We start from the raw sequence: 18,925 nt of genomic DNA on the forward strand, positions 1-18,925 counted from the left end.
TTGAGCGCCAGGTGCAGCATGACGATGGAGTCCTTGCCGCCGGAGAACAGGATCACCGGCTTCTCGAACTCGCCCGCCACCTCGCGGAAGATGTGGACCGCCTCGGATTCCAGCGAGTCCAGGTGCGTGAGAGCGAAGGGGTTCCCCGACGCCTCGATCAGGCGATGGGTCGCGGTCGTCATGCCAGGCCCCTCTCGGTCAGGAAGGTGTGCAGCTCGGCTACGGACTCGGCCACCGAGCGGCGCTGCGTCTGGACGCGCAGCTCCGGGTTCTCGGGTGCCTCGTACGGGTCGTCGACGCCGGTGAGACCGGAGATCTCGCCGGCCGCCTGCTTGGCGTACAGGCCCTTCACGTCGCGCGCGGAGCAGAGCGTGACCGGGGTGGCCACGTGGATCTCCAGGAACGGCGTGCCGGCGGCGGCGTGCCGGGCACGGACGGCGGCGCGGGAGTCGGTGTACGGGGCGATGACCGGAACCAGCGCCTTGACGCCGTGGGAGGCCAGCAGCCCGGCCACGAAGCCGATCCGCTGCACGTTGGTGTGCCGGTCCTCGCGGGTGAAGCCCAGGCCCGACGAGAGGAACTCGCGGATCTCGTCGCCGTCCAGGACCTCGACCTCGTGTCCCTCGGCGCGCAGGCGCTCGGCGAGGGCGCGGGCGAGGGTGGTCTTGCCCGCGCTGGGCAGCCCGGTCAGCCACACGGTGGCCCCGCGCTCGCTGGGGGCGGCGGCCAGGTCCGCGGTGTACCCGGCGGCCAGGGTGTGAGCCGTGGTCACGGTGGTGTTCTCCCGGGAGGTAGAAGGCGGACTTTCAGGGGTGGGTCGAGCACGTCCCCCGCCCCGCAGGGCGTCGGCGCGGGCGGGGCGGAAGTCCTTCAGGCGGTGGCGAACTCGGCCAGCGTCCGGCCGAGCACGTCCATGTCGATCCGGTGCCAGGACCCACGCAGCTCCAGGCCCCGGCCGTTGGGCAGGGCCGCCGCGGTCGCCTGCGCGGCCGCACGCAGCCAGGCGCTGGTGCCGTCGCTGTTGAGGACCAGCGTCTCCGTCCGGAACCCGGCGAGCCGGTCGGCCGGCACGGTGAAGTCGCCGCAGATCTCGACGTCGTACAGCAGGGTGTGCGCGTTCGCCTCGTTCATCGCCCAGATCGGGCTCCTGCGCCACTCCGCGACCGTGTCGGGGGTGAGGCCCAGGACGGGGCCGAGGAAGAACTCGGCCGCCTCGTCGCGCCGGTCCTCCTCCAGCAGGGCCCGGATCGTCCGCGCGGCGTTCCACGGGGTCTTCGGGAACCCTTCGACACGGAAGAACGGCTCGTGGAGCGCCAGCCTGGTGATCGGCGTGCCCGTGAGTGCCGCCCGGATCGCCAGGTTCGCGCCCGTGGACCCGGCGAACACGGCCGCCGAGCCGCCCGCCTCCTCGATCACCGCCTGGAGGTCCTCGACCTCCCGCTCGACGGCGTACTCGGGAGCGTCGCCGCTCTGGCCGCGGCCGCGGCGGTCGTAGGCGTACACGGTGCAGTGCTGCGCGAGCTCGGGAACGAGGTCGCCGAAGATCGTGTGGTCGCGGAAGGCACCGTTGAGGAGCACGAGGGCGGGGCCCTCGCCGGACTTCTCGTAAGCGATCGTCGTGCCGTCCCGCGAAACGACCTTGCGCATCACGCACTCCTCATGCCGACCGGAGGTGCTGTCACCTCGCCCTGTGTCGGCAGCTTCGAGTGCGTCGATGGATCAACGGTCGAGAACCGTTAGCGGCCCGCTTGCACCGCCCGCCGCCGACCCCCGGAGGCGACCCCGGCGGAACCGGCGATGACCAGCGCAAACGCCACCGGGCCCGAGGTCCCTCCGGCATGACGCAGGCGGCCGTTCTCCACGCTTCGATGTATTGCGCATCGAAGCACTGGGGAACGGCCGCCTGCGTACGGGCGCTGCCGTGGGACGGCCTCCGGGCGGTCCCTCCGGGAGTCAGCTCACCGCCTTCTTGACCAGCGCGCCGATGCGCTCCTCGTCGGCCGCGGTCAGCTCCTTCACCGCGTACGAGGTCGCCCACACGGCGCCGTCGTCGAGAGCCGCCTGGTCGCTGAAGCCCAGCGTGGCGTACCGCGACTTGAACTTCTCCGCGCTCTGGAAGTGGCAGACGACCTTGCCGTTCCTGGCGTACGCGGGCATCCCGTACCAGAGCTTGGGCGCGAGGTCCGGAGCGGCGGTCGTGATGATCTCGTGGATCCGCTCGGCGAGCACACGGTCCGCCTCCGGCATCTCGGCGATCTTGGCGAGCACGTCCTGCGCCTCCGCCGCCTCCTTCTCCGCCCGGGTCGCACCGCGCCGGCCCGCCGCCTTCTTCTGGTCGCGCGCGTGGTCCTTCATCGCGGCCCGCTCTTCGGCGCTGAAGCCGTCGTACTTCTCGGTGACGGCGGACTCCTCGGCGGGTGACTTCGCAGACGGCATGGCAGTTTCCTCTCGTACGGGGTCACGCGGGGTCGGGGACGCCGACCCCTCCCACGCTAGGCGCCGGCGGCCGCCGGGGCTTCTCGATTCCTGACCGGTCTCGCGACCTGCTTCGCCACGCACGCCGGCATCCCCTCCACCGTGACCGCCGGCCCGCCGTCGCGGTCCGCACCCGGGCCATCGGCCCCGTCGGCCGCATCCGCCGCCTGGCGCCGGAAGGCCCCGGGCGGCATGCCGACCAGTTCGGTGAAGCGGGTGGTGAAGGTGCCCAGCGAAGCGCAGCCGACCGCGAAGCAGACCTCGGTGACGCTGAGGTCGCCCCGCTTCAGCAGCGCTGCCGCCCGCTCGATGCGACGCGTCATCAGGTAGGCGTACGGCGACTCACCGTAGGCGGCCCGGAACTGCCGGCTCAGGTGCCCGGCGGACATGCCCGCAGCACGGGCGAGCGCCTCCACGTCCAGCGGCTGCGCGTACTCCCTGTCGATCCGGTCGCGGACCCGGCGCAGCCGCGCCAGATCGGCCAGGCGCTGCGCCTGGATGCGGGCACGCCGCCATTCGGGCCTGCACATCGGGACACTCCCCTCGGTCGGCTTCCGTTTCGACCGGCATCCGCACGGTCAGCGGATCTCCTGGATGCGGACCAGGTTGCCCGCGGGGTCCCGGAAGGCGCAGTCGCGTACGCCGAACGGCTGCTCCGTAGGCTCCTGGACGACCTCGGTGTCACCGGCCTGCACCTTCTCGAACAGGGCGTCGAGGTCCCGGGTGGCCAGCAGGATCCAGCCGTAGGTGCCCTTGGCCATCATCTCGGTGACCGTGCGCCGCTCCTCCTCGGTGATGCCGGGATCGGAGGCCGGCGGCGTCAGGAGGATCGACGGTCCCGGCTGCCCGGCCGGACCCACCGTGATCCGGCGCGACTTGCCCTGGCCGACATCGCTGCGGACCTCGAAACCGAGCGCGTCGCGGTAGAAGGCGAGCGCCGCGTCCGGGTCGTCATGCGGAAGACAAGCCGTGTGAATGGTGATGTCCATGCTTGGCAGGCTAGGGGCGCCTCCGCGCACCGCGCTTCTCGATTCCTGACCGACCAGGCCTCAGGGCCTGTCCGGCGGCCCTCACTCCGCCAGGCCTCAAGGAGTTCGGCAGGCCCGTACACCGCGTCGAGCCCGGCCATCGCACGCACGCCGTCCGCCCCGCTGCGCGAGACCGCGACCAGCGGCAGCGGTTCGTCCGTGAGCGCGGCGCGGTGGCGCTGCAGGGCGGCGAGGTCGTGCCGGTCGAAGGACTTGTGCTCCAGTTACTTCACCGACCCCACGAACAGCAGCCGCCGTGCCCCCGGAGCCCGGTCCGCCCCCACGATGTCGATCTCCACGTCGTTGGTACGGGTCCAGTAGCCCCCGATCGCCGGCGCGGCCGGCAGCCGCCCGTCGGGCAGCAGCCGCGCCAGCGCCTCCCGCACCAGCGGCTCGACGGCACGCCCGCGCCAGCTGGTCCAGCCCGCCCTGATCCGGGCGAGCGCCAGGTCGCCGCGGCCGCGCTCGATCTCCGGCAGGGCGGGCCCGAGGTGCTTGAGCCAGAACCGCAGGTACGGGTCGGCGACCCGGTGGCGGCGGTCGCGCGAGGCCCTGGTGGAGACCGGGAGTTCGGCGGCTACCACCCGCCTGTGCGTGAGGGTCTCCAGCGAGCGCTGGAGCGGGGTCGCGCCGATGCCGCCGGCGGCCCGCGCGATGTTGGAGAAGGCGCGCTCGCCGCTGCCGATGGCGCCCAGCACCCGGCGGGCCTGCAGGGTCTGCGGGAACTCGGCGGCCGGCGACCGCTCCGCCGAGACCAGCAGCGCGGAGACCGGATCCTCCAGCGCGGCGGCCAGGAACTCCTGGATCCCCGCCCCCCGCGGCCAGTCGGCGCAGATCAGCGGCAGCCCGCCGGTGATCAGCGCGGCGTCGAAGGCGGCGGCCGGCGGCAGGTCCAGCATGGCGCCGACCTCGGCGGGGTTGAGGGGCCCCAGCACCATCTCGCGGCCGCGCTGGTGGAAGGGGCGGCCGTAGGCGTCGAGGGCCTCCATCATCGACAGGTCCGAGCCGATCAGGACCAGCAGGACCGGCTTGGTCTCCAGCGCCCGGTCCCAGGCCCGCTGGAGGGTGCCCTCGAAGGCGCCGTCGGCGTCCATGAGGTACGGGACCTCGTCGATCACCACGATGCTGGGCCGGTCGTGCGGCAGGGCCGCGGTCAGCACGTCGAAGGCGGCGCCCCAGTCCCCGGGCCGGGCGGCGGACAGCAGTCGGGCCAACGGCAGGGTCGAGGCCTCGGCGTCGCGCGCGAGCCGGGCCAGGTCGGCGGCCGGGGGAGGCCCCGGTGGGCCGCGTGGAACAGGAACGGCGCGCCCGACCGCTCCGCGAACCGCTCGACGAGCCGGGACTTCCCGACCCGCCGCCGCCCGCGCAGCATCGGCACCGCCCCGGCCGGTCGCCGCCTATGCCGGACGCGACCCTGGCCAGCTCCCGCCCCAGCGTTTCGAGCTCCCTGCGCCCGCCCACGAAGTCGGCCACCCCGCCAGGCCAACCCTCACGTCACTCACGCGGATGCCACTAACACCGGTGTCAGCCAGGCAGACGAATCTGTGAGCTGCGTCACGTCATGTCACAACGGCCGGGGCTGCGGTGTCCCGTGACTGAAACCCCTGGAGCCAAAGGAGACACCGTGAACGCGAACACCCAGGTCATCGTCATCGGCGGCGGATACGCGGGGGTGATGGCGGCGAACCGCCTGACCCGGCGCGACGACGTGACCGTGACCCTGATCAACCCCCGGTCGTCGTTCGTCCACCGGATCCGCCTGCACCAGCTGGTGGCCGGCACCGACGAGGCCGTCGTCGACTACCGGGACGTCCTGGCCGAGGGCGTCCGGCTGCACGTCGGCACCGTGTCCCGCATCGACGCGCCCGCCCGCCGCCTGACGCTGGCCGACGGCGGCACCGCCGACTACGACTACCTGGTCTACGCCGTGGGCAGCGGCAGCGCCGACCCGAGCGTGCCCGGAGCGGCCGAGTACGCCCACCCGATCGCCACCCTTGAGGACGCGCTGAGGCTGCGGCCGCTGCTGGCCGCCGCGACCCCGACCGCCCCGGTCACGGTGGTCGGCGCGGGCCCCACCGGCATCGAGACCGCGGCCGAACTGGCCGAGCGGGGCCGCCGGGTGACCCTGGCCTGCGGCGGGGTCCTCGGCCCGTACCTGCACCCGCGCGGCCGCCGGGCCGTCGCCAAGCGGCTCGCGGCACTCGGCGTGGCCGTGCTCGACGGGCCCGGCTCCAAGGTGACCGCCGTGTCCGCCGACGCCGTGCGGCTCGCCGACGGGCGTGAACTGCGCAGCGAGGTCACCGTCTGGACCGCCGGCTTCGGCGTGCCGGACCTGGCCGCCCGCAGCGGCCTGACCACCGACGCGCTGGGCCGCCTGCTCACCGACGAGACCCTCACCAGCGTGGACGACGCGCACATCGTCGCCGCCGGCGACTCCGCCGCCCCCTCGGACCTGCCGCAGCGCATGAGCTGCCAGGCCGCGATGCCCCAGGGCGCACGCGCTGCCGACACCGTGCTCAGCCGCATCGCGGGCGAGCAGCCGGCCACCCTCAACCAGGCGTTCGGCGCCCAGTGCATCAGCCTCGGCCGGGGGACCGGCATCTTCCAGCTGGGCAACAAGTACGACGTCGCCGTGTGGTTCCACATCAACGGCAAGCCCGGCGCCAAGCTGAAGGAGACCATCTGCAAGGGCGTCGTCAAGCACCTGGCACACGAAGGGCAGAAGCCCGGCGAGTACAAGCTGCACCTCATGTCGCGCGGCGGCACGCGCCAGGAGCAGCTCAAGGCCAAGCGCGACGGCGCCCCCGCCCTCGCGGGCCGCCCGGCGTGACCCACCCGTGCCCGGCTGACCGCGCCGCTCTCGACCCCGCCGATGCCGGCGTGCGGACCGCAGACCGCCCCCGCCGGCATCGCCCCGCCGGCATCACCCCCGCCCGTCTGCCGAGCGGACGTGCCTCCCGAAGGCCCCGCGAGCCGCGCGGGATTCGTTCCCGCGCGTGCTCGCGACGGCCTGGACGCTCGCGTATGCGCCTGAGCTTCACAGCTATGTGCCGTCTCAACTCCCGCCGGTTCACTGAAGACATGACCCAGAACACCACCACCCTCGTCATCGGCGGCACCGGCAAGACCGGGCGCCGCGTCGTCTCGAAGCTCACCGAGCGCGGCCTCGACGTGCGCGTCGGATCGCGCTCCGCCGCGGTGCCCTTCGTCTGGGAGGACCCCGAGACCTGGGCGCCCGCCCTCGACGGCGTCCACTCCGTGTACGTCACCTACGCGCCGGACCTCGGCTTCCCCGGCGCCGCCGAGACCGTCGGCGCCTTCGCCCGCGTCGCCGTCGAGCGCGGCACCCGCCGCCTGGTGCTCCTCTCCGGCCGCGGTGAGGAGGGCGCCGAGGCCGGCGAAGAGGCCCTGAAGGCCTCCGGAGCCGACTGGACCGTGGTCCGGGCCGCCTGGTTCCACCAGAACTTCGACGAGAGCTTCTTCCTCGACGACGTACGCGCCGGGGAGATCGCCCTCCCCACCGCCGACGCCGTCGAGCCCTTCGTCGACGCGGACGACATCGCGGACGTCGTCGTCGCCGCGCTCACCGACGACCGCCACGTCGGCCGCACCTACGAACTCTCCGGACCCCGCCTGCTCAGCTTCCACGACGTGGCCGCCGAACTCTCCAAAGCCATCGGCCGCACCATCACCTACCTTCCCGTCAGCATCGAGGATTACAAGGCCGTTCTCGCCGCGAACGGCGTGCCCACCGAGTTCGCCGACCTCTTCCGGCTGATCCTCGACGGCCGCAACGCCCACCTCGCCCACGGCGTCGAGGAGGTCCTGGGCCGCCCGGCGAAGGACTTCGCCGACTACGCCCGCGAGGCCGCCGCCACGGGCGTCTGGAACGCCTAGGCGATGTCCGCCGGAGCAGGGCCGCCCAGGCCGCCTGCCCCTATCGTGGAGGGCATGGACACCCTGGCCGGCCTGCTCGACGGGCCCAAGGCGCGCGGCGCCTTCCTCCTCAAGGCGGTGTTCAACCCCTCCTGGTCGGTCCGCATCGAGGACCGGGCGCCCCTCTCCGTCTTCACCCTCCTCCACGGCGACGGCTGGGTGCTGGCCGACGGCGGCGACCCGGTCCCGCTGCGGGCCGGCGACATCGCCGTCGCCCGGGGCCCGGATCCGTACACCATCACCGACACCCCCGGCCTGCCCCCGCTGATCACGGTCGACCCCGACCAGCGGTGCAGCACCGCAGAAGGCGTCGACGTCAGCGATTCCATGTCCCTGGGCGTCCGCACCTGGGGCGTCGCCCAGCCGGCGCCCGACGCCGCCGTCATGCTCACCGGCACCTACCTCGGCCCCAGCGAGATCGGCAGGCGACTGCTCGCCACACTCCCTCCCCTCCTCGTCCGCCCTGCCAAGGGCACCGACCTGACCCTCGTCCACCTCCTCACCGAGGAGATCGGCAAGGACCGCCCCGGCCAGGAACTCGTCCTGGACCGCCTGCTGGACCTCCTCCTCATCGGGGTGCTCCGCGACTGGCTCGCCGACCCCGACAGCGGGTCACCCGCCTGGTACCGCGCCCACGGCGACCCCGTGGTCGGCCCCGCCCTCCGCCTGCTGCACGAGAACCCGGCGTACGGCTGGACCGTCGCCGAACTCGCCACGAAGACCGGCACGTCCCGCGCCTCGCTGGCCCGCCGCTTCACCGACGTGATGGGCGAGCCCCCGATGGCGTACCTCACGGGCTGGCGCCTCGCCCTCGCCGCCGACCTGCTCCGCGAACCGGACGCCACGGTCGCCACCGTGGCCCGCCGCGTCGGCTACGGCAGCGCCTTCGCCCTGAGCACGGCCTTCAAGCGCGTCCGCGGCATGAGCCCCCAGGAATACCGCGCCACGGCCCCCGGCTGACCGGCCCCGCCACCGAGGGCCCACCCGGTCGGCTGACCGCCCCGGCCCCGCGGTACCGTCCGACCCGTCCGACCCGTCCGACCCGTCCGACCCGTCCGACCCGTCCGACCCGCCGGGCCTCACCCCTCCTCTATCCTGGCGGGCACCCCGGCCGCCCCCGTCACCAGCCCCGCCCACTCCCGCAGTTCGCGCACCGACTCCGGACCTCCGGCCCCCGCCCAGCCGACGTACCCGTCCGGCCGCACCAGGTACAGGCCCCGCCCGTACACCTCGTACGCCCCCGTCCTCGCCGTCCGGAGCCCCGGCAGCGGCGGCAGCTCATCCGGCAGTTCGGTGTCGACCGCCAGCAGCGTGAACTGCGGCCCGCGGTACAGGTCGAAGAGCCGCAGCCCGTCCCGCCGCCCGTCCGGCGCCCGGTCTCCGGCGCGCAGCGCCTCCTCCGCCAGCCCGTCCCGGGTCTCGCGGGTGAGCGGCGACTGACGCAGGTGGATGCCCAGCTGACGGGTCTCCGCCCCGCGTCGCGCCTCGCCCCGGTGGATCCGCGTGGACAGCCCCAGCATCGCGGCCGCCTGTGGCAGCCGCTCCTGCTCGTACGTGTCGAGCAGCTCCTCCGGCGCGCCCTCCCGCAGCACCGCGGCCAGCTTCCACCCGAGGTTGTACGCGTCCTGGACACTGGTGTTCAGCCCCTGGCCGCCCGCGGGGGAGTGGATGTGGGCCGCGTCCCCCGCCAGGAAGACCCGCCCCTCCCGGAAGCGCTCGGCCATCGCCGCGTTCACGGTGAAGTCCGAGGCCCACCGCACCTCCGTGACCTGCTCCGCCCTGATGTGCGTCAGGTCGGCCACCATGGCGCGCACGTCGTCGGCGGTGACCCCGTCCCGCCGCTCCGCGGCCTGTGCGACGAACTGGAAGTCCTCCGCGTGCGGCATCGGGCACAGCGCGGCGAAGCCCGCGCCCCCCTCCTTCGGCGGGAAGACGTGCCAGTTGTCCCGGTCGAGCGAGGGGATCACCACGTCGGCCACGACCATCGGCATCGGGTCCACCTGCTCGCCCGTCATCGGGATGCCGGTCAGCCGCCGCACCGTCGACCGCCCGCCGTCCGCCGCCACGGCGTACCGGGCACGCACCGTCTCCGTGCCCCCGTCCGCCGTGCCGAGCGTGGCCGTGACGGAGTCGGCGTCCTGCGCGAGCCCCGTCAGCTCCACGCCGAACCGTACGTCGCCGCCCAACTCCCGGAGCCGCTCCAGCAGGATCTGCTGGGTGCGCCACTGGGGGAGCATCCACGGCCCCGGGTACGGTGCCTCCTCGGTCGGCTCGACCACCTCGAACACCGGCTGCTCGCCGACCCGCCGGCCGTCCACCCACGCCATGGCGGCCGGTGCCAGGCCGCCCCACTTCAGCACCTGCCCCAGCACGCCCAGGTCGTCGAAGACCTCCAGCGTCCGCGGCTGCAGGCCCTTGCCGCGCGAGCCGGGGAAGAGCCCCCCGGAGCGCTCGACGACGAGCGCGCGCACGCCCCGCCGGGCCAGGTCACAGGCCACTACGAGACCGGTCGGCCCGGCCCCCACGACCAGCACGTCCACCGCGGCGCCACCGGCCCCGCCCGACGCCCCCGGTTCGGCATCCCGCTGCTCACGCCCCACATGGGCGTCCTGTGCCCGCTCGACGCCCTGCCCCTGCATCTGCATGACTCTCCCCCGTCCACCCGATCCATTCCGACAAAAACGCGCAAAGCAACCACTCCTTAACAACGTTAAGGAAGGTCCCGTCGCAAGCATGCACTTAACGTTGTTAAGGTGTCAATCCCCGAAGAGAAGCAGAGCGACACAGAGAGCCGGCCGATGACCTCCAAGCCGCAGCACACCCCGCCCCGCGTTCCGCCCCTGAGCCGGGCGACCGTCGCCGAGACGGCGCTGCGCCTGCTCAACGAGACCGGCCTGGACAAGCTCACCGTCCGTGCCATCGCCCAGGAGCTGGACGTCAAGGCGCCCGCCCTCTACTGGCACTTCAAGAACAAGCAAGAGCTCGTGGACGAGATGGCCACCGAGATGTACCGCCGCATGACCGGCGAAGGGGCGGAGCACCCGGCCGGCGACCCCGACCTCCCCTGGCGCGAACGCCTGCTCCTCGCCAACCGCTCCCTGCGCAGGGCCCTGCTCGCCTACCGCGACGGGGCCCGCGTCTTCAGCGGCTCACGCTTCACCGGCACCGACCACGCGGCGCAGACGGAGGCCCACCTCCAGGGCCTCGTCGCCGCCGGCTTCGACCTGCCCCAGGCCGTCCGCGCCACCAGCACGGCCTTCGCGTACACCCTCGGCTTCGTCACCGAGGAGCAGGGCGTCCACCCCGCCCCCGGAGAACGCCGCGAGGGCTACGACGTGGCGGAACGCGCCGCCCGCATGGCCGACTACCCCCTCACCGCGGCCGCCGGCACCCAGCTCTTCGAGGACTACGACACCCACTTCGAGGAAGGCCTCCAGCTCATCCTGGACGGCATCGCGGCCCGCTACGGCATCGCCTGACGGCCGCTCACCGCCAGAGCGCGCGCACATCCACGCGCAACAGCCGGGGCACCGCGTCCCAGCGCGCGAACACCCACGCGCAAGAGGCCGGCACCGCGCCCCAGCGCGACACCGGCCTCCCGTGACCCCAGTCGTACGGACGACCTCTCAGCCGTCCGCACCCGCACCCGCACCCGCAGCCGCCGCGGCCAGCTCCGCCACCCGCTCCGCTACCTCGGCCTCGGCCGCCGCCTTGTCGACCCCGAGCCCCGTGAGCAGCCCCGCCCCGGCCTCGAACTCCAGCAGTGCCAGCAGGACGTGCCCGGTGCCGACGTGGTTGTGGCCCAGCCGCAGCGCCTCGCGGAACGTCAGCTCCAGCACCTTCTTCGCCTCGCCGTCGAAGGGCACCAGCGCCGGCGCGTCGCCCGCGGACGCCGGCAGCGCGGCCTCCGCCGCCCCGCGCACGGCCTCCAGCGCCACGCCCTGCGCCACGATCGTCCGGGCACCCAGGTCCGAGGGCTCGGCCACCAGGGCCAGCACCAGGTGGACCGTCCCGATCTCGTGGTTGCCCGCGGCCTGCGCCGCGCCCTGCGCGGCCATGACCACGCGCCGCGCCTCGTCCGTGTACCGGCTGAAGCCCTGGCTCGCGTCCAGGTCCACGTCCTCCTTCGGCACGAACCGCTTCTGCGCGGCCTGCCGGGTGACCCCCATGCTGCGGCCGATGTCGGTCCAGGAGGCGCCGGAGCGCCGCGCCTGGTCGACGAAGTGGCCGATGAGGTGGTCCGCCAGCTCCCCGAGGTGGTCCGCCGCGATCACGGCTCCGGACAGCTGGTCCAGTGCGTCGTCGTGCACCTTCTTGATGGCGTCGATCAGATCGTCGAGCCGCACGGGATTCGTCATGCGTCAACCGTAGGTTGACGCCCCGTCGGGCGTCAACCTACGGTTGACAGTGGAATTCCGGCCGATCCCTACTTCACGTTGACGGCGGTCCACGCGGCGGCGACGGCCGCGTACTCGGTGCTCCCGCTGCCGTACAGGTCGCCGGCGGCCTGCAGGGTCGCGACGCGCGCGCCCGCGTAGTCCGTCGACGAGGTCATGTACGTCGCCAGCGCCTTGTACCAGATCTTGTACGCCTTGACGCGGCCGATGCCGGTCACCGACGAGCCGTCGTACGTCGGCGAGTTGTAGCTCACGCCGTTGATCGTCTTCGCGCCGCTGCCCTCCGACAGCAGGTAGAAGAAGTGGTTCGCGGGCCCGGACGAGTAGTGCACGTCCAGCCGGCCGACGGTCCTCGACCAGTAGTCGGCGGAGTTGCCGTCCCGGCTCGGCTTGTCCATGTAGCGCAGCGGCGTGCCGTTGCCCCGGATGTCGATCTTCTCGCCGATGAGGTAGTCGCCCTGGTCGGCCGAGTTCGCCGCGTAGAACTCCACGGACGTGCCGAGGATGTCCGACGTCGCCTCGTTCAGGCCGCCCGACTCGCGGCTGTAGCGCAGCCCCGCCGTCGAGGCCGTCAGGCCGTGGGTCATCTCGTGCCCGGCGACGTCCAGCGAGGTCAGCGGCTTGGCGTTGCCCGCCCCGTCGCCGTAGGTCATGCAGAAGCACTGGTCCGACCAGAACGCGTTGACGTACGCGTTGCCGTAGTGGACCCGCGAGTACGCGCCCACGCCGTCGCCGCGGATGCCCAGGCGGCCCAGCTCGTTCTTGTAGAAGTCCCAGGTCACGCCCGCGCCGTAGGCGGCGTCGACGGCCGCGGTCTGCCGGCTGCCGGCCGTGCCGTCGCCCCACGCGTCGTCTGCGTCGGTGAAGAGCGTCCCGGTGCCGTTGGTGCCGCCGTTGAGGTCGTACGTCTTGTGGCCGCCGCGGCCGGCGTCCGTCAGCTCGTACAGCGAGCCGTTCTTCACGGTGCCGAGCGGGACGGAACCGCTGTACTGGCTGGTGCCCGTGCCGGTGAAGATGGCGTCGTAGCTGTGCAGCACCTTGCCCGTGCGGGCGTCGGTGACGGTGTGCAGCTCGCTCGGCGTGCCGTCGTGCGAGGTGCCCGTGGTGACGGCCTCCCACGCCAGGGTGGGCGTGCCGTTCGCGGCCCAGACGACCTTGCGGGCGTTCTTCGGGGCGGCCTTGGCGGCGAAGGTGCTCGCCACGGCTATCTTCGCGTTCGTCGCGCGCGTGGTCTTGCGGCTGCCGTCCTTCTTCTGGTGGACGACCAGGTCGCCGCCGAGCACCGGGAGTCCGGCGTACGTGCGCTCGTACCGGGTGTGCACGGTGCCGTCCGCGTCGCGGATCACGTCGCGCACCACGAGGGCCTCGGACGAGCCCAGGCCCAGCGCCTTGGCGGTCGCGGCGGCGCCCGACTGCGCCTGGGCGATGGCGGTGGCGCGCTGCGCACCGGACAGGGGCACGGCGGTCGCGCCGGCCTCGCGGTCGGCCGTGGCGGAGGCCGAGCCGCTCTGCACCGCGACGACCACCATCGCGGCGGAGGCGACCAGCGCGCCGGCTCGCACGATGCGGGTACGGGTACGGGAGGTGCGGGATGAGGACTGGGGGAAGGTCACTCGTGCTCCTTGGAAACCGTGGGGGTCAGCGGCTGAGAAGAGTGCCAGCGACCAAGGGCTTTTGACAGGTCTGCAACAAGAATTTGACCTTGAGTTGTCCGAACGTAGAAAACTGCTGTCCGAATGCCGGATACGTCCGACTGTGAATCCGCCCCCGGAAGGGACTTGAGCCCATGACAGATCCCGCACCCGCGGCACCCGCCGCCCCGCTGCCCGCCCCACGCCGGGCGGCGCCCGAGGACCTCCCCGAACTCGTCCGCCTGCGCGCCGTCGCCCTCGCCTCGCTCGGCGTCGAACCCGGCCCGGCCGACGCCCCCTGGCGCGAGATCGCCCACGCCTGGTTCACCGAACGCCTCACCGCCCGCCCCGACCACACGTGCCTGGTCATCGGGGGTGCGCCCGGCGAACGGCTGGAGGCATGCGGGCTGGCCTGGGTGACGTACCACCTGCCCGGCCCCCTCTGGCCGGACGGCCGCCGCGGCTACCTGGACGGCATCGTGACCGACACCGGCGCCCGCGGGAAGGGGTACGGCAGGCGGATCGTGTCGGGCCTGGTCGACTGGCTCAACGCCCAGGGCCTCACGTACATCCAGCTCCACGCGAGCACCGACGGCAAGCCGCTCTACAGCTCCCTCGGCTTCACTCCGTCTCAATTCCTGGGCATGGACCTGCACACCTCCCCGCCCGGCGCCGGCACCCCCTGACACGCCGCCACCCACCGCCCCCGGCCGCCCTCGGACGCGGCCGGAAAGCACCTCTCCACCCGCCCCGGGGACCACCCGCCCGCCCGGCACGGAACAACCACCTCCCGACCCGGTACGCCCGCCCCGCGCGCCCGGCACACTGGGCACGTGCGCGTACTGATCGTCACCGCCGGCTCCTGGGGCGACGTCGCCCCCTACACCGGCCTCGCCGTCCGCCTGCGCGAGGCCGGCCACGCCGTCGACCTCGCCACCCACGCCCGCTTCGCCGACGCGGTCACCGGCCACGGCATCGGCTTCCGCCCCTTGCCGGTCGACCCCCGCGAGGAACTGGCCTCCGCCACCGGCCAGGGCCTGGCCCGCGCCGTCAGCCCGGCCGTGGCGATGGCCCGGGCCGTGACCATGGCCCGCCGCTTCATGCCCCGCCTCACGCGCGGCATCGCCGACGCCGTCGCCCAGGGGGCGGACGTGCTGATCTCCTCCACCGTCACCGACCCGATGTGCACCGTCCTGGCGGAGGCCCACCGCATCCCCAGCCTGAGCGGCTACCTCCAGCCGGTCACCCCCACCCGCGCCTTCCCGCCCCTGGTCACCGCCGCACGGACCCTCGGCGGATACGGCAACCTGCTGGCCTCCCGAGCCCTCTGGGCCGGCACCGACGGCCTCTTCGCCCCCGCCGTCCGGGCCCTGCGCCACGAACTCGGCCTCCCCGCGCCCCGCCGCGGAACCTCCCGCGGCGCCTTCACCGGCTTCCTCGGCCTCCCGCCCACCCGCACCGTCCTGCACGGCTTCAGCCCCACCGTCGTACCCCGCCCGGCCGACTGGCCCGAGGGCCACGAGGTGTGCGGCTACTGGTGGCCGCCGGCCCCGCCCGGCTGGGAACCCGAGCCGCGCCTGGCGGAGTTCCTCGCGGCCGGCCCGCCCCCGGTCTTCGCCGGCTTCGGCAGCTTCGTCGCGGGCGACGCCGAGCGCCTGTCCGCCCTCCTGGTGAAGGCCTTCCGCCTCGCCGGCGTACGGGGCGTCGTCCAGTCGGGCTGGTCCGGCCTGCACGCGGAAGGCGACGACGTCCTCACGATCGGCGAGGCACCGCACGCCGCCCTGTTCCCCCGCATGGCCGCGGTGGTCCACCACGCCGGCGCCGGCACCACGTCCGCCGGCCTGCGGGCGGGCGTCCCCGCCGTACCCGTACCGGTCCAGCTCGACCAGCACTTCTGGGCCGCCCGCCTGCACACCCTCGGCGTGGCCCCCCGCCCCCTGCGCTACCAGCGCCTTGAGGCCGCGGAACTGGCGGGCGCCATCCGTGCCGCCCTCGCGGTGCCGCCCGTACGGCCCCGCGCCCTGGCCGCCGCGCTGGCGGCCGAGGACGGATCGGCCCCCGTACGCACGGCCCTGGCACGCCTCTGACGGCCGCCGCACGGCCCTGCCCGGACCACCCGCCGGCAGGTGAGCGCGCCGAGAGGCGGCACGTTCCTGCACCGACCAGCGGCAATTTGGCACAATCGCGCACATTAAGGAGCCTCATGCGTGCCCATGCCACCGCCCAGCTGACCGGCGACCGGTCCCACCAGTGCGACGCCACCGCGACGTTCACCCATCGCGGCGCGCGGTCGTACGCGCTGCTCGACGGCATCGGCAGCAACGACGAGGTCCGCGACTGGGCGCGGACCACCGCCCGCCGCCTCGCCCGCGCCGCCGCCCGGGAGGGCGCCGAGCCCGGCCTGCGCGCGGTGCACGCCGCCATCGCCGCCGATCCCGCGCGCCAGGACCCGTACACGGAACTGCCCTGCGCGGTCGCCGTCGTGGCGGTCGTCTCCGACCAGCGGCTCCAGGTCGCCTGGTGTGGCGACTCCCGTGCCTACCTGCTCCCGCCGGGCGCCCGCGAGGCGGTCTGCCTCACCGCCGACCACAACATGCGCCGGCAGTTGCAGGACATGGGGCTCACGCCCGGCCCGTACGACCGCAACCTGGTCACCTCCTACCTCGGCGACACCCGCCCCGACTGGCTGCTCGGCACCCGGTCCGTGCCCGCCGGGGGCCGCCTCCTGCTGGCGAGCGACGGGGCGTACGAACCCCTGGAGGACGCCGGTGCCGACCTGGCGGCCCACCTCGCGGGAACCCCGCAGGCGGCGGCCCGCGCGCTCGTCGCCGCGGCGGTCGCCCACGCCACCGGACCCGCCGACAACGCGACGGCCCTCATCGCCGACCTCTGATCATGTGACCCACATCACGGGAGAAAGGCGTCGGTGCGCCGATGAGTCCGGCGGGCCGCGCCGGTCTACCAGTTCGCAAGCCACACACGCAGACCACGGGAGCGGACCGACATGCGCATCGTCATCACCGAGTTCATCAGCCTCGACGGCATCGTGCAGGCTCCCGGCGGCCCGGAGGAGGACACCGACGGCGGCTTCGCGCACGGCGGCTGGACCCACCCCTTCTTCGACCCGGAGGTCGTCGGCGGCGCCTTCGACAGCGCGCTGGCCGGCGCCGAGGCACTGCTCTTCGGCCGCCGCACCTGGCAGAACATGGCCGCGGCCTGGCCGGAGCGGGCGGGCGACCCCTTCGCGGACCGGATGAACTCCATCCAGAAGTACGTGGTCTCCGACACCCTCGGCGACGACAAGCTGACCTGGGAAAACACCGTCCGCATCCCGGGCGCGGAGGCCGTCGCCGGGATCCGCGAGCTGCGTGACCGCGACGGCGGCGACCTGGTCGTGATGGGCAGCCCGACCCTCGCGCGCACCCTCATCTCCGAGGGACTGGCCGACGAGCTCCGGCTCATGACCATGCCGGTGCTGCTGGGCGGCGGGAAGTCGCTCTTCCCCGCGGACGGCGGCCTGCACACCTTCGAGCTGGCCGAGGCGGTCACCTCCCCCCAGGGCGTCGTGGTCTCGACGTACCGCCGCAAGGCCTGACCAGGCGGCCCCGGACCCGCCTCCCGGGTCCGGGGCCCGCTCCCGCTCCCGCCGTCCCCCGTCGCCCGCTCCTGAGGCCCGCTCCTCCGGAAGGGCTGACCCCCGCCGCGCGGAAACCACGTTGCTCCCCGGGCGAACCACCACCAGGATCCACGGCATGGCGGTCCGATACCCCCGCCCCCTGCGCCCCGGCGACCGCGTCGGGGTGACCTCCCCGTCCAGCGGGGTCCCCGAGAAGATGCGGGCCCGGCTCGAGGTCGCCCTCGGCGACGTACGCGCCCGCGGCTACGAGGTCGTCGTCGGCCGGTGCATGGACGGTTCGGGTCACGTCAGCGCCCCCGCGGCCGACCGCGCCGCCGAACTGACGGAGATGCTGACCGACCCCACGATCCGCGCGGTCGTACCGCCCTGGGGCGGCGAGACCGCCATCGACCTGATCCCGCACCTGGACTGGGGACGGCTGCGCGACGCGGAGCCGACCTGGCTCGTCGGCTTCTCGGACACGTCGACCCTGCTCACGCCGCTGACCCTGCTCACCGGCACGGCGACCGTCCACGGCAACAACCTCATGGACACGCCCTACCGCGCCCCCGACGGGCTGCTGTCGTGGCTCGACGTCGTCGCGGCCCCTCCGGGCCACCGGTTCACCCAGACACCGCCGGGCCGCCACCGCGCCACGGGCTGGGACGACTACGCCGTCCACCCGGACGTACGCGAGTTCACCCTCGACTCCGCCGGCTCCTGGACCCGGCTCGACGCCACCGGCGACGTCACGGCCGAGGGCCGGCTGATCGGCGGCTGCATCGAAACGCTGTGCAACCTCGCCGGGACGCCGTACCTCGACGCCTCGGCCTTCGCCCGCGCCGAGTCCCCGGAAGGGCTGCTCGTGTACCTCGAGGCAGGCGGCGACGACGCCTTCGCCATCTGCCGCAACCTGCACGGCATGCGCCTCGCGGGCTTCTTCGACCGGCCGGGGTGCGCCGTACCCTGTCGAGGCCGTGGCCAGGGGGAGCACGGCCCAGCCGAGGGGAACGACCGTTGATATCCGAGCCCGAGATCACCTCGTACGAGGACCCGCACGCCCCCTTCTCACCGCCGGAACCCGGCCCGGGCGCGCCGGAGGAGCGGGCATCGGCCCCTCGCGGCGGCCGCCGCCTCCGCTGGGCCCTGACCGGCGCCGTCACCGTCTCCGCCGTCTGGGCGGCCGGCCTGTACGTACTCCACCCCCCGCACGAACCGCCCGCCCAGCGCCCCCGGATGGACTACGCGCTCCCCTCCGACATGTGCGCCCGGGTCCACGTACCCGCACTCGGCCAGGTGACCCGCATCGCGAAATGGTCCGAGACCGGCCGGACCCGGACCACGGACCCGGCCCTGCGCACCGGCGTGTGCTGGCGCGACAGCGACCACTCCGGTGCCCAGGGCCAATGGCGCTCCTGGAACGTCCGCGCGTCCGTGGAACTGCACCACCGCACCGACCCGGAGCCGGAGTTCGAAGCCCGCAGCGCCGAGCTGCAGGACTCGCTGGAGACACCCCGCCAGGAGGAGGTGCCCGGCCTCGGACAGCGCGCCCTGATGCTCACCACCTCGGCGACGGACGGGCGGATCCTGCGCGTCCTGGACGGCGGCGCGGTCTTCCAGCTCGTGGTGACCACCATGGCCAACACCGACCACTCCCTGGAGAACTCGCCCGACGCCGCCGAACTCCCCGAACCGGACTGGACCGAGGTCCAGTCCGCGATGATCGAGGATGCCCGGGGCATGCTGACGGCGCTCCGCCAGGCCCTAGTGATCTGGTTGTGAGTTCGCTGGGCACCACGTGAGTCGTTTTGCGCACCAATTCGCGGGTTCGCCTGACGGGTG

Annotated in this window: 18 protein-coding genes and 2 pseudogenes; 10 read left to right on the plus strand and 10 right to left on the minus strand. The window is 73.7% G+C overall.

Translation table 11 applies throughout. The features are described 5' to 3' along the window. From ACIF6F_RS37620 to ACIF6F_RS37650, 7 genes and pseudogenes are all read right to left on the minus strand, one after another. Positions 1 to 182, minus strand: a pseudogene (locus tag ACIF6F_RS37620) (sulfate adenylyltransferase small subunit); the annotation flags it as partial. Then, the gene (cysC, locus tag ACIF6F_RS37625; RefSeq protein WP_399958501.1) at positions 179 to 754 is read right to left on the minus strand and encodes an adenylyl-sulfate kinase; all 576 of its coding nucleotides are present in this window, start codon (positions 752 to 754) and stop codon (positions 179 to 181) included. The pseudogene ACIF6F_RS37620 and the gene cysC, both read right to left, overlap by 4 nt. Positions 755 to 870: 116 nt before the next feature. Next, complete coding sequence (locus ACIF6F_RS37630; RefSeq protein ID WP_399958454.1) at positions 871 to 1,647, minus strand: alpha/beta fold hydrolase; 777 nt, start codon at positions 1,645 to 1,647, stop codon at positions 871 to 873. 306 nt (positions 1,648 to 1,953) lie between these two features. Beyond that, positions 1,954 to 2,436, minus strand: a complete 483-nt coding sequence (locus ACIF6F_RS37635; RefSeq protein WP_399958456.1) for an iron chaperone — start codon at positions 2,434 to 2,436, stop codon at positions 1,954 to 1,956. A gap of 56 nt (positions 2,437 to 2,492) precedes the next feature. Next, complete coding sequence (locus tag ACIF6F_RS37640) at positions 2,493 to 3,005, minus strand: helix-turn-helix transcriptional regulator (RefSeq protein ID WP_399958459.1); 513 nt, start codon at positions 3,003 to 3,005, stop codon at positions 2,493 to 2,495. 48 nt (positions 3,006 to 3,053) lie between these two features. Further along, the gene (locus tag ACIF6F_RS37645) at positions 3,054 to 3,464 is read right to left on the minus strand and encodes a VOC family protein (protein WP_399958462.1); all 411 of its coding nucleotides are present in this window, start codon (positions 3,462 to 3,464) and stop codon (positions 3,054 to 3,056) included. Positions 3,465 to 3,553: 89 nt separating this feature from the next. Beyond that, positions 3,554 to 4,976, minus strand: a pseudogene (locus ACIF6F_RS37650) (ATP-binding protein); the annotation flags it as partial. A 151-nt stretch (positions 4,977 to 5,127) separates the two neighbouring features. Between ACIF6F_RS37650 and ACIF6F_RS37655 the strand changes: the two are divergent. The 3 genes from ACIF6F_RS37655 (at position 5,128) to ACIF6F_RS37665 (ending at position 8,399) form a co-directional block, all read left to right on the plus strand. Then, complete coding sequence (locus ACIF6F_RS37655; protein WP_399958465.1) at positions 5,128 to 6,333, plus strand: NAD(P)/FAD-dependent oxidoreductase; 1,206 nt, start codon at positions 5,128 to 5,130, stop codon at positions 6,331 to 6,333. A gap of 251 nt (positions 6,334 to 6,584) precedes the next feature. Continuing rightward, complete coding sequence (locus ACIF6F_RS37660) at positions 6,585 to 7,400, plus strand: NAD(P)H-binding protein (protein WP_399958468.1); 816 nt, start codon at positions 6,585 to 6,587, stop codon at positions 7,398 to 7,400. A gap of 54 nt (positions 7,401 to 7,454) precedes the next feature. Beyond that, a complete protein-coding gene (locus tag ACIF6F_RS37665; RefSeq protein ID WP_399958471.1) occupies positions 7,455 to 8,399 on the plus strand; it encodes an AraC family transcriptional regulator in 945 nt (314 codons plus the stop codon). A gap of 119 nt (positions 8,400 to 8,518) precedes the next feature. Here ACIF6F_RS37665 and ACIF6F_RS37670 read toward each other — a convergent pair whose 3' ends face one another. Then, complete coding sequence (locus ACIF6F_RS37670; RefSeq protein ID WP_399958474.1) at positions 8,519 to 10,084, minus strand: FAD-dependent monooxygenase; 1,566 nt, start codon at positions 10,082 to 10,084, stop codon at positions 8,519 to 8,521. 153 nt (positions 10,085 to 10,237) lie between these two features. On the opposite strand from ACIF6F_RS37670, the gene ACIF6F_RS37675 reads away from it, so the two are divergent. Then, entirely contained in the window at positions 10,238 to 10,918 is a 681-nt protein-coding gene (locus ACIF6F_RS37675) for a TetR/AcrR family transcriptional regulator (RefSeq protein ID WP_399958504.1), read from the plus strand. A gap of 147 nt (positions 10,919 to 11,065) precedes the next feature. Here the strand turns inward: ACIF6F_RS37675 and ACIF6F_RS37680 are convergent, their stop codons facing one another. Next, entirely contained in the window at positions 11,066 to 11,797 is a 732-nt protein-coding gene (locus tag ACIF6F_RS37680) for a Clp protease N-terminal domain-containing protein (protein ID WP_399958477.1), read from the minus strand. 68 nt (positions 11,798 to 11,865) lie between these two features. After that, positions 11,866 to 13,365: a M4 family metallopeptidase gene (locus ACIF6F_RS37685; RefSeq protein ID WP_399958507.1), complete on the minus strand. Its 1,500-nt coding sequence runs from the start codon at positions 13,363 to 13,365 to the stop codon at positions 11,866 to 11,868. Between the two features lie 257 nt (positions 13,366 to 13,622). On the opposite strand from ACIF6F_RS37685, the gene ACIF6F_RS37690 reads away from it, so the two are divergent. The 6 genes from ACIF6F_RS37690 (at position 13,623) to ACIF6F_RS37715 (ending at position 18,865) form a co-directional block, all read left to right on the plus strand. After that, entirely contained in the window at positions 13,623 to 14,153 is a 531-nt protein-coding gene (locus tag ACIF6F_RS37690) for a GNAT family N-acetyltransferase (protein WP_399958481.1), read from the plus strand. A gap of 147 nt (positions 14,154 to 14,300) precedes the next feature. Beyond that, positions 14,301 to 15,554 (plus strand): glycosyltransferase, encoded by a 1,254-nt coding sequence (locus tag ACIF6F_RS37695; protein ID WP_399958485.1) that lies wholly within the window; start codon positions 14,301 to 14,303, stop codon positions 15,552 to 15,554. A 116-nt stretch (positions 15,555 to 15,670) separates the two neighbouring features. After that, entirely contained in the window at positions 15,671 to 16,360 is a 690-nt protein-coding gene (locus tag ACIF6F_RS37700; RefSeq protein WP_399958488.1) for a PP2C family protein-serine/threonine phosphatase, read from the plus strand. A gap of 111 nt (positions 16,361 to 16,471) precedes the next feature. Beyond that, positions 16,472 to 17,062, plus strand: a complete 591-nt coding sequence (locus ACIF6F_RS37705) for a dihydrofolate reductase family protein (protein WP_399958491.1) — start codon at positions 16,472 to 16,474, stop codon at positions 17,060 to 17,062. 157 nt (positions 17,063 to 17,219) lie between these two features. Beyond that, positions 17,220 to 18,104 (plus strand): LD-carboxypeptidase, encoded by an 885-nt coding sequence (locus ACIF6F_RS37710; RefSeq protein WP_399958495.1) that lies wholly within the window; start codon positions 17,220 to 17,222, stop codon positions 18,102 to 18,104. Beyond that, entirely contained in the window at positions 18,101 to 18,865 is a 765-nt protein-coding gene (locus ACIF6F_RS37715; protein WP_399958498.1) for a hypothetical protein, read from the plus strand. Before ACIF6F_RS37710 ends, ACIF6F_RS37715 begins: the two co-directional genes overlap by 4 nt. Positions 18,866 to 18,925: the final 60 nt, after the last annotated feature.

The organism is Streptomyces sp. NPDC086023 (assembly GCF_044540325.1).
GTDB lineage: Bacteria > Actinomycetota > Actinomycetes > Streptomycetales > Streptomycetaceae > Streptomyces.

What these genes read in the sequence shown, in the direction of transcription:
- ACIF6F_RS37660 (WP_399958468.1), top strand. Translation starts at nt 6,585, where the DNA reads ATGACCCAGAACACCACCACCCTCGTCATCGGCGGCACCGGCAAGACC.
- ACIF6F_RS37670 (WP_399958474.1), bottom strand. Translation starts at nt 10,084, where the DNA reads ATGCAGATGCAGGGGCAGGGCGTCGAGCGGGCACAGGACGCCCATGTG.
- ACIF6F_RS37640 (WP_399958459.1), bottom strand. Translation starts at nt 3,005, where the DNA reads ATGTGCAGGCCCGAATGGCGGCGTGCCCGCATCCAGGCGCAGCGCCTG.
- ACIF6F_RS37635 (WP_399958456.1), bottom strand. Translation starts at nt 2,436, where the DNA reads ATGCCGTCTGCGAAGTCACCCGCCGAGGAGTCCGCCGTCACCGAGAAG.
- ACIF6F_RS37685 (WP_399958507.1), bottom strand. Translation starts at nt 13,365, where the DNA reads ATGGTGGTCGTCGCGGTGCAGAGCGGCTCGGCCTCCGCCACGGCCGAC.
- ACIF6F_RS37645 (WP_399958462.1), bottom strand. Translation starts at nt 3,464, where the DNA reads ATGGACATCACCATTCACACGGCTTGTCTTCCGCATGACGACCCGGAC.
- ACIF6F_RS37705 (WP_399958491.1), top strand. Translation starts at nt 16,472, where the DNA reads ATGCGCATCGTCATCACCGAGTTCATCAGCCTCGACGGCATCGTGCAG.
- ACIF6F_RS37700 (WP_399958488.1), top strand. Translation starts at nt 15,671, where the DNA reads ATGCGTGCCCATGCCACCGCCCAGCTGACCGGCGACCGGTCCCACCAG.
- ACIF6F_RS37680 (WP_399958477.1), bottom strand. Translation starts at nt 11,797, where the DNA reads ATGACGAATCCCGTGCGGCTCGACGATCTGATCGACGCCATCAAGAAG.
- ACIF6F_RS37690 (WP_399958481.1), top strand. Translation starts at nt 13,623, where the DNA reads ATGACAGATCCCGCACCCGCGGCACCCGCCGCCCCGCTGCCCGCCCCA.
- ACIF6F_RS37675 (WP_399958504.1), top strand. Translation starts at nt 10,238, where the DNA reads ATGACCTCCAAGCCGCAGCACACCCCGCCCCGCGTTCCGCCCCTGAGC.
- ACIF6F_RS37630 (WP_399958454.1), bottom strand. Translation starts at nt 1,647, where the DNA reads ATGCGCAAGGTCGTTTCGCGGGACGGCACGACGATCGCTTACGAGAAG.
- ACIF6F_RS37665 (WP_399958471.1), top strand. Translation starts at nt 7,455, where the DNA reads ATGGACACCCTGGCCGGCCTGCTCGACGGGCCCAAGGCGCGCGGCGCC.
- ACIF6F_RS37710 (WP_399958495.1), top strand. Translation starts at nt 17,220, where the DNA reads ATGGCGGTCCGATACCCCCGCCCCCTGCGCCCCGGCGACCGCGTCGGG.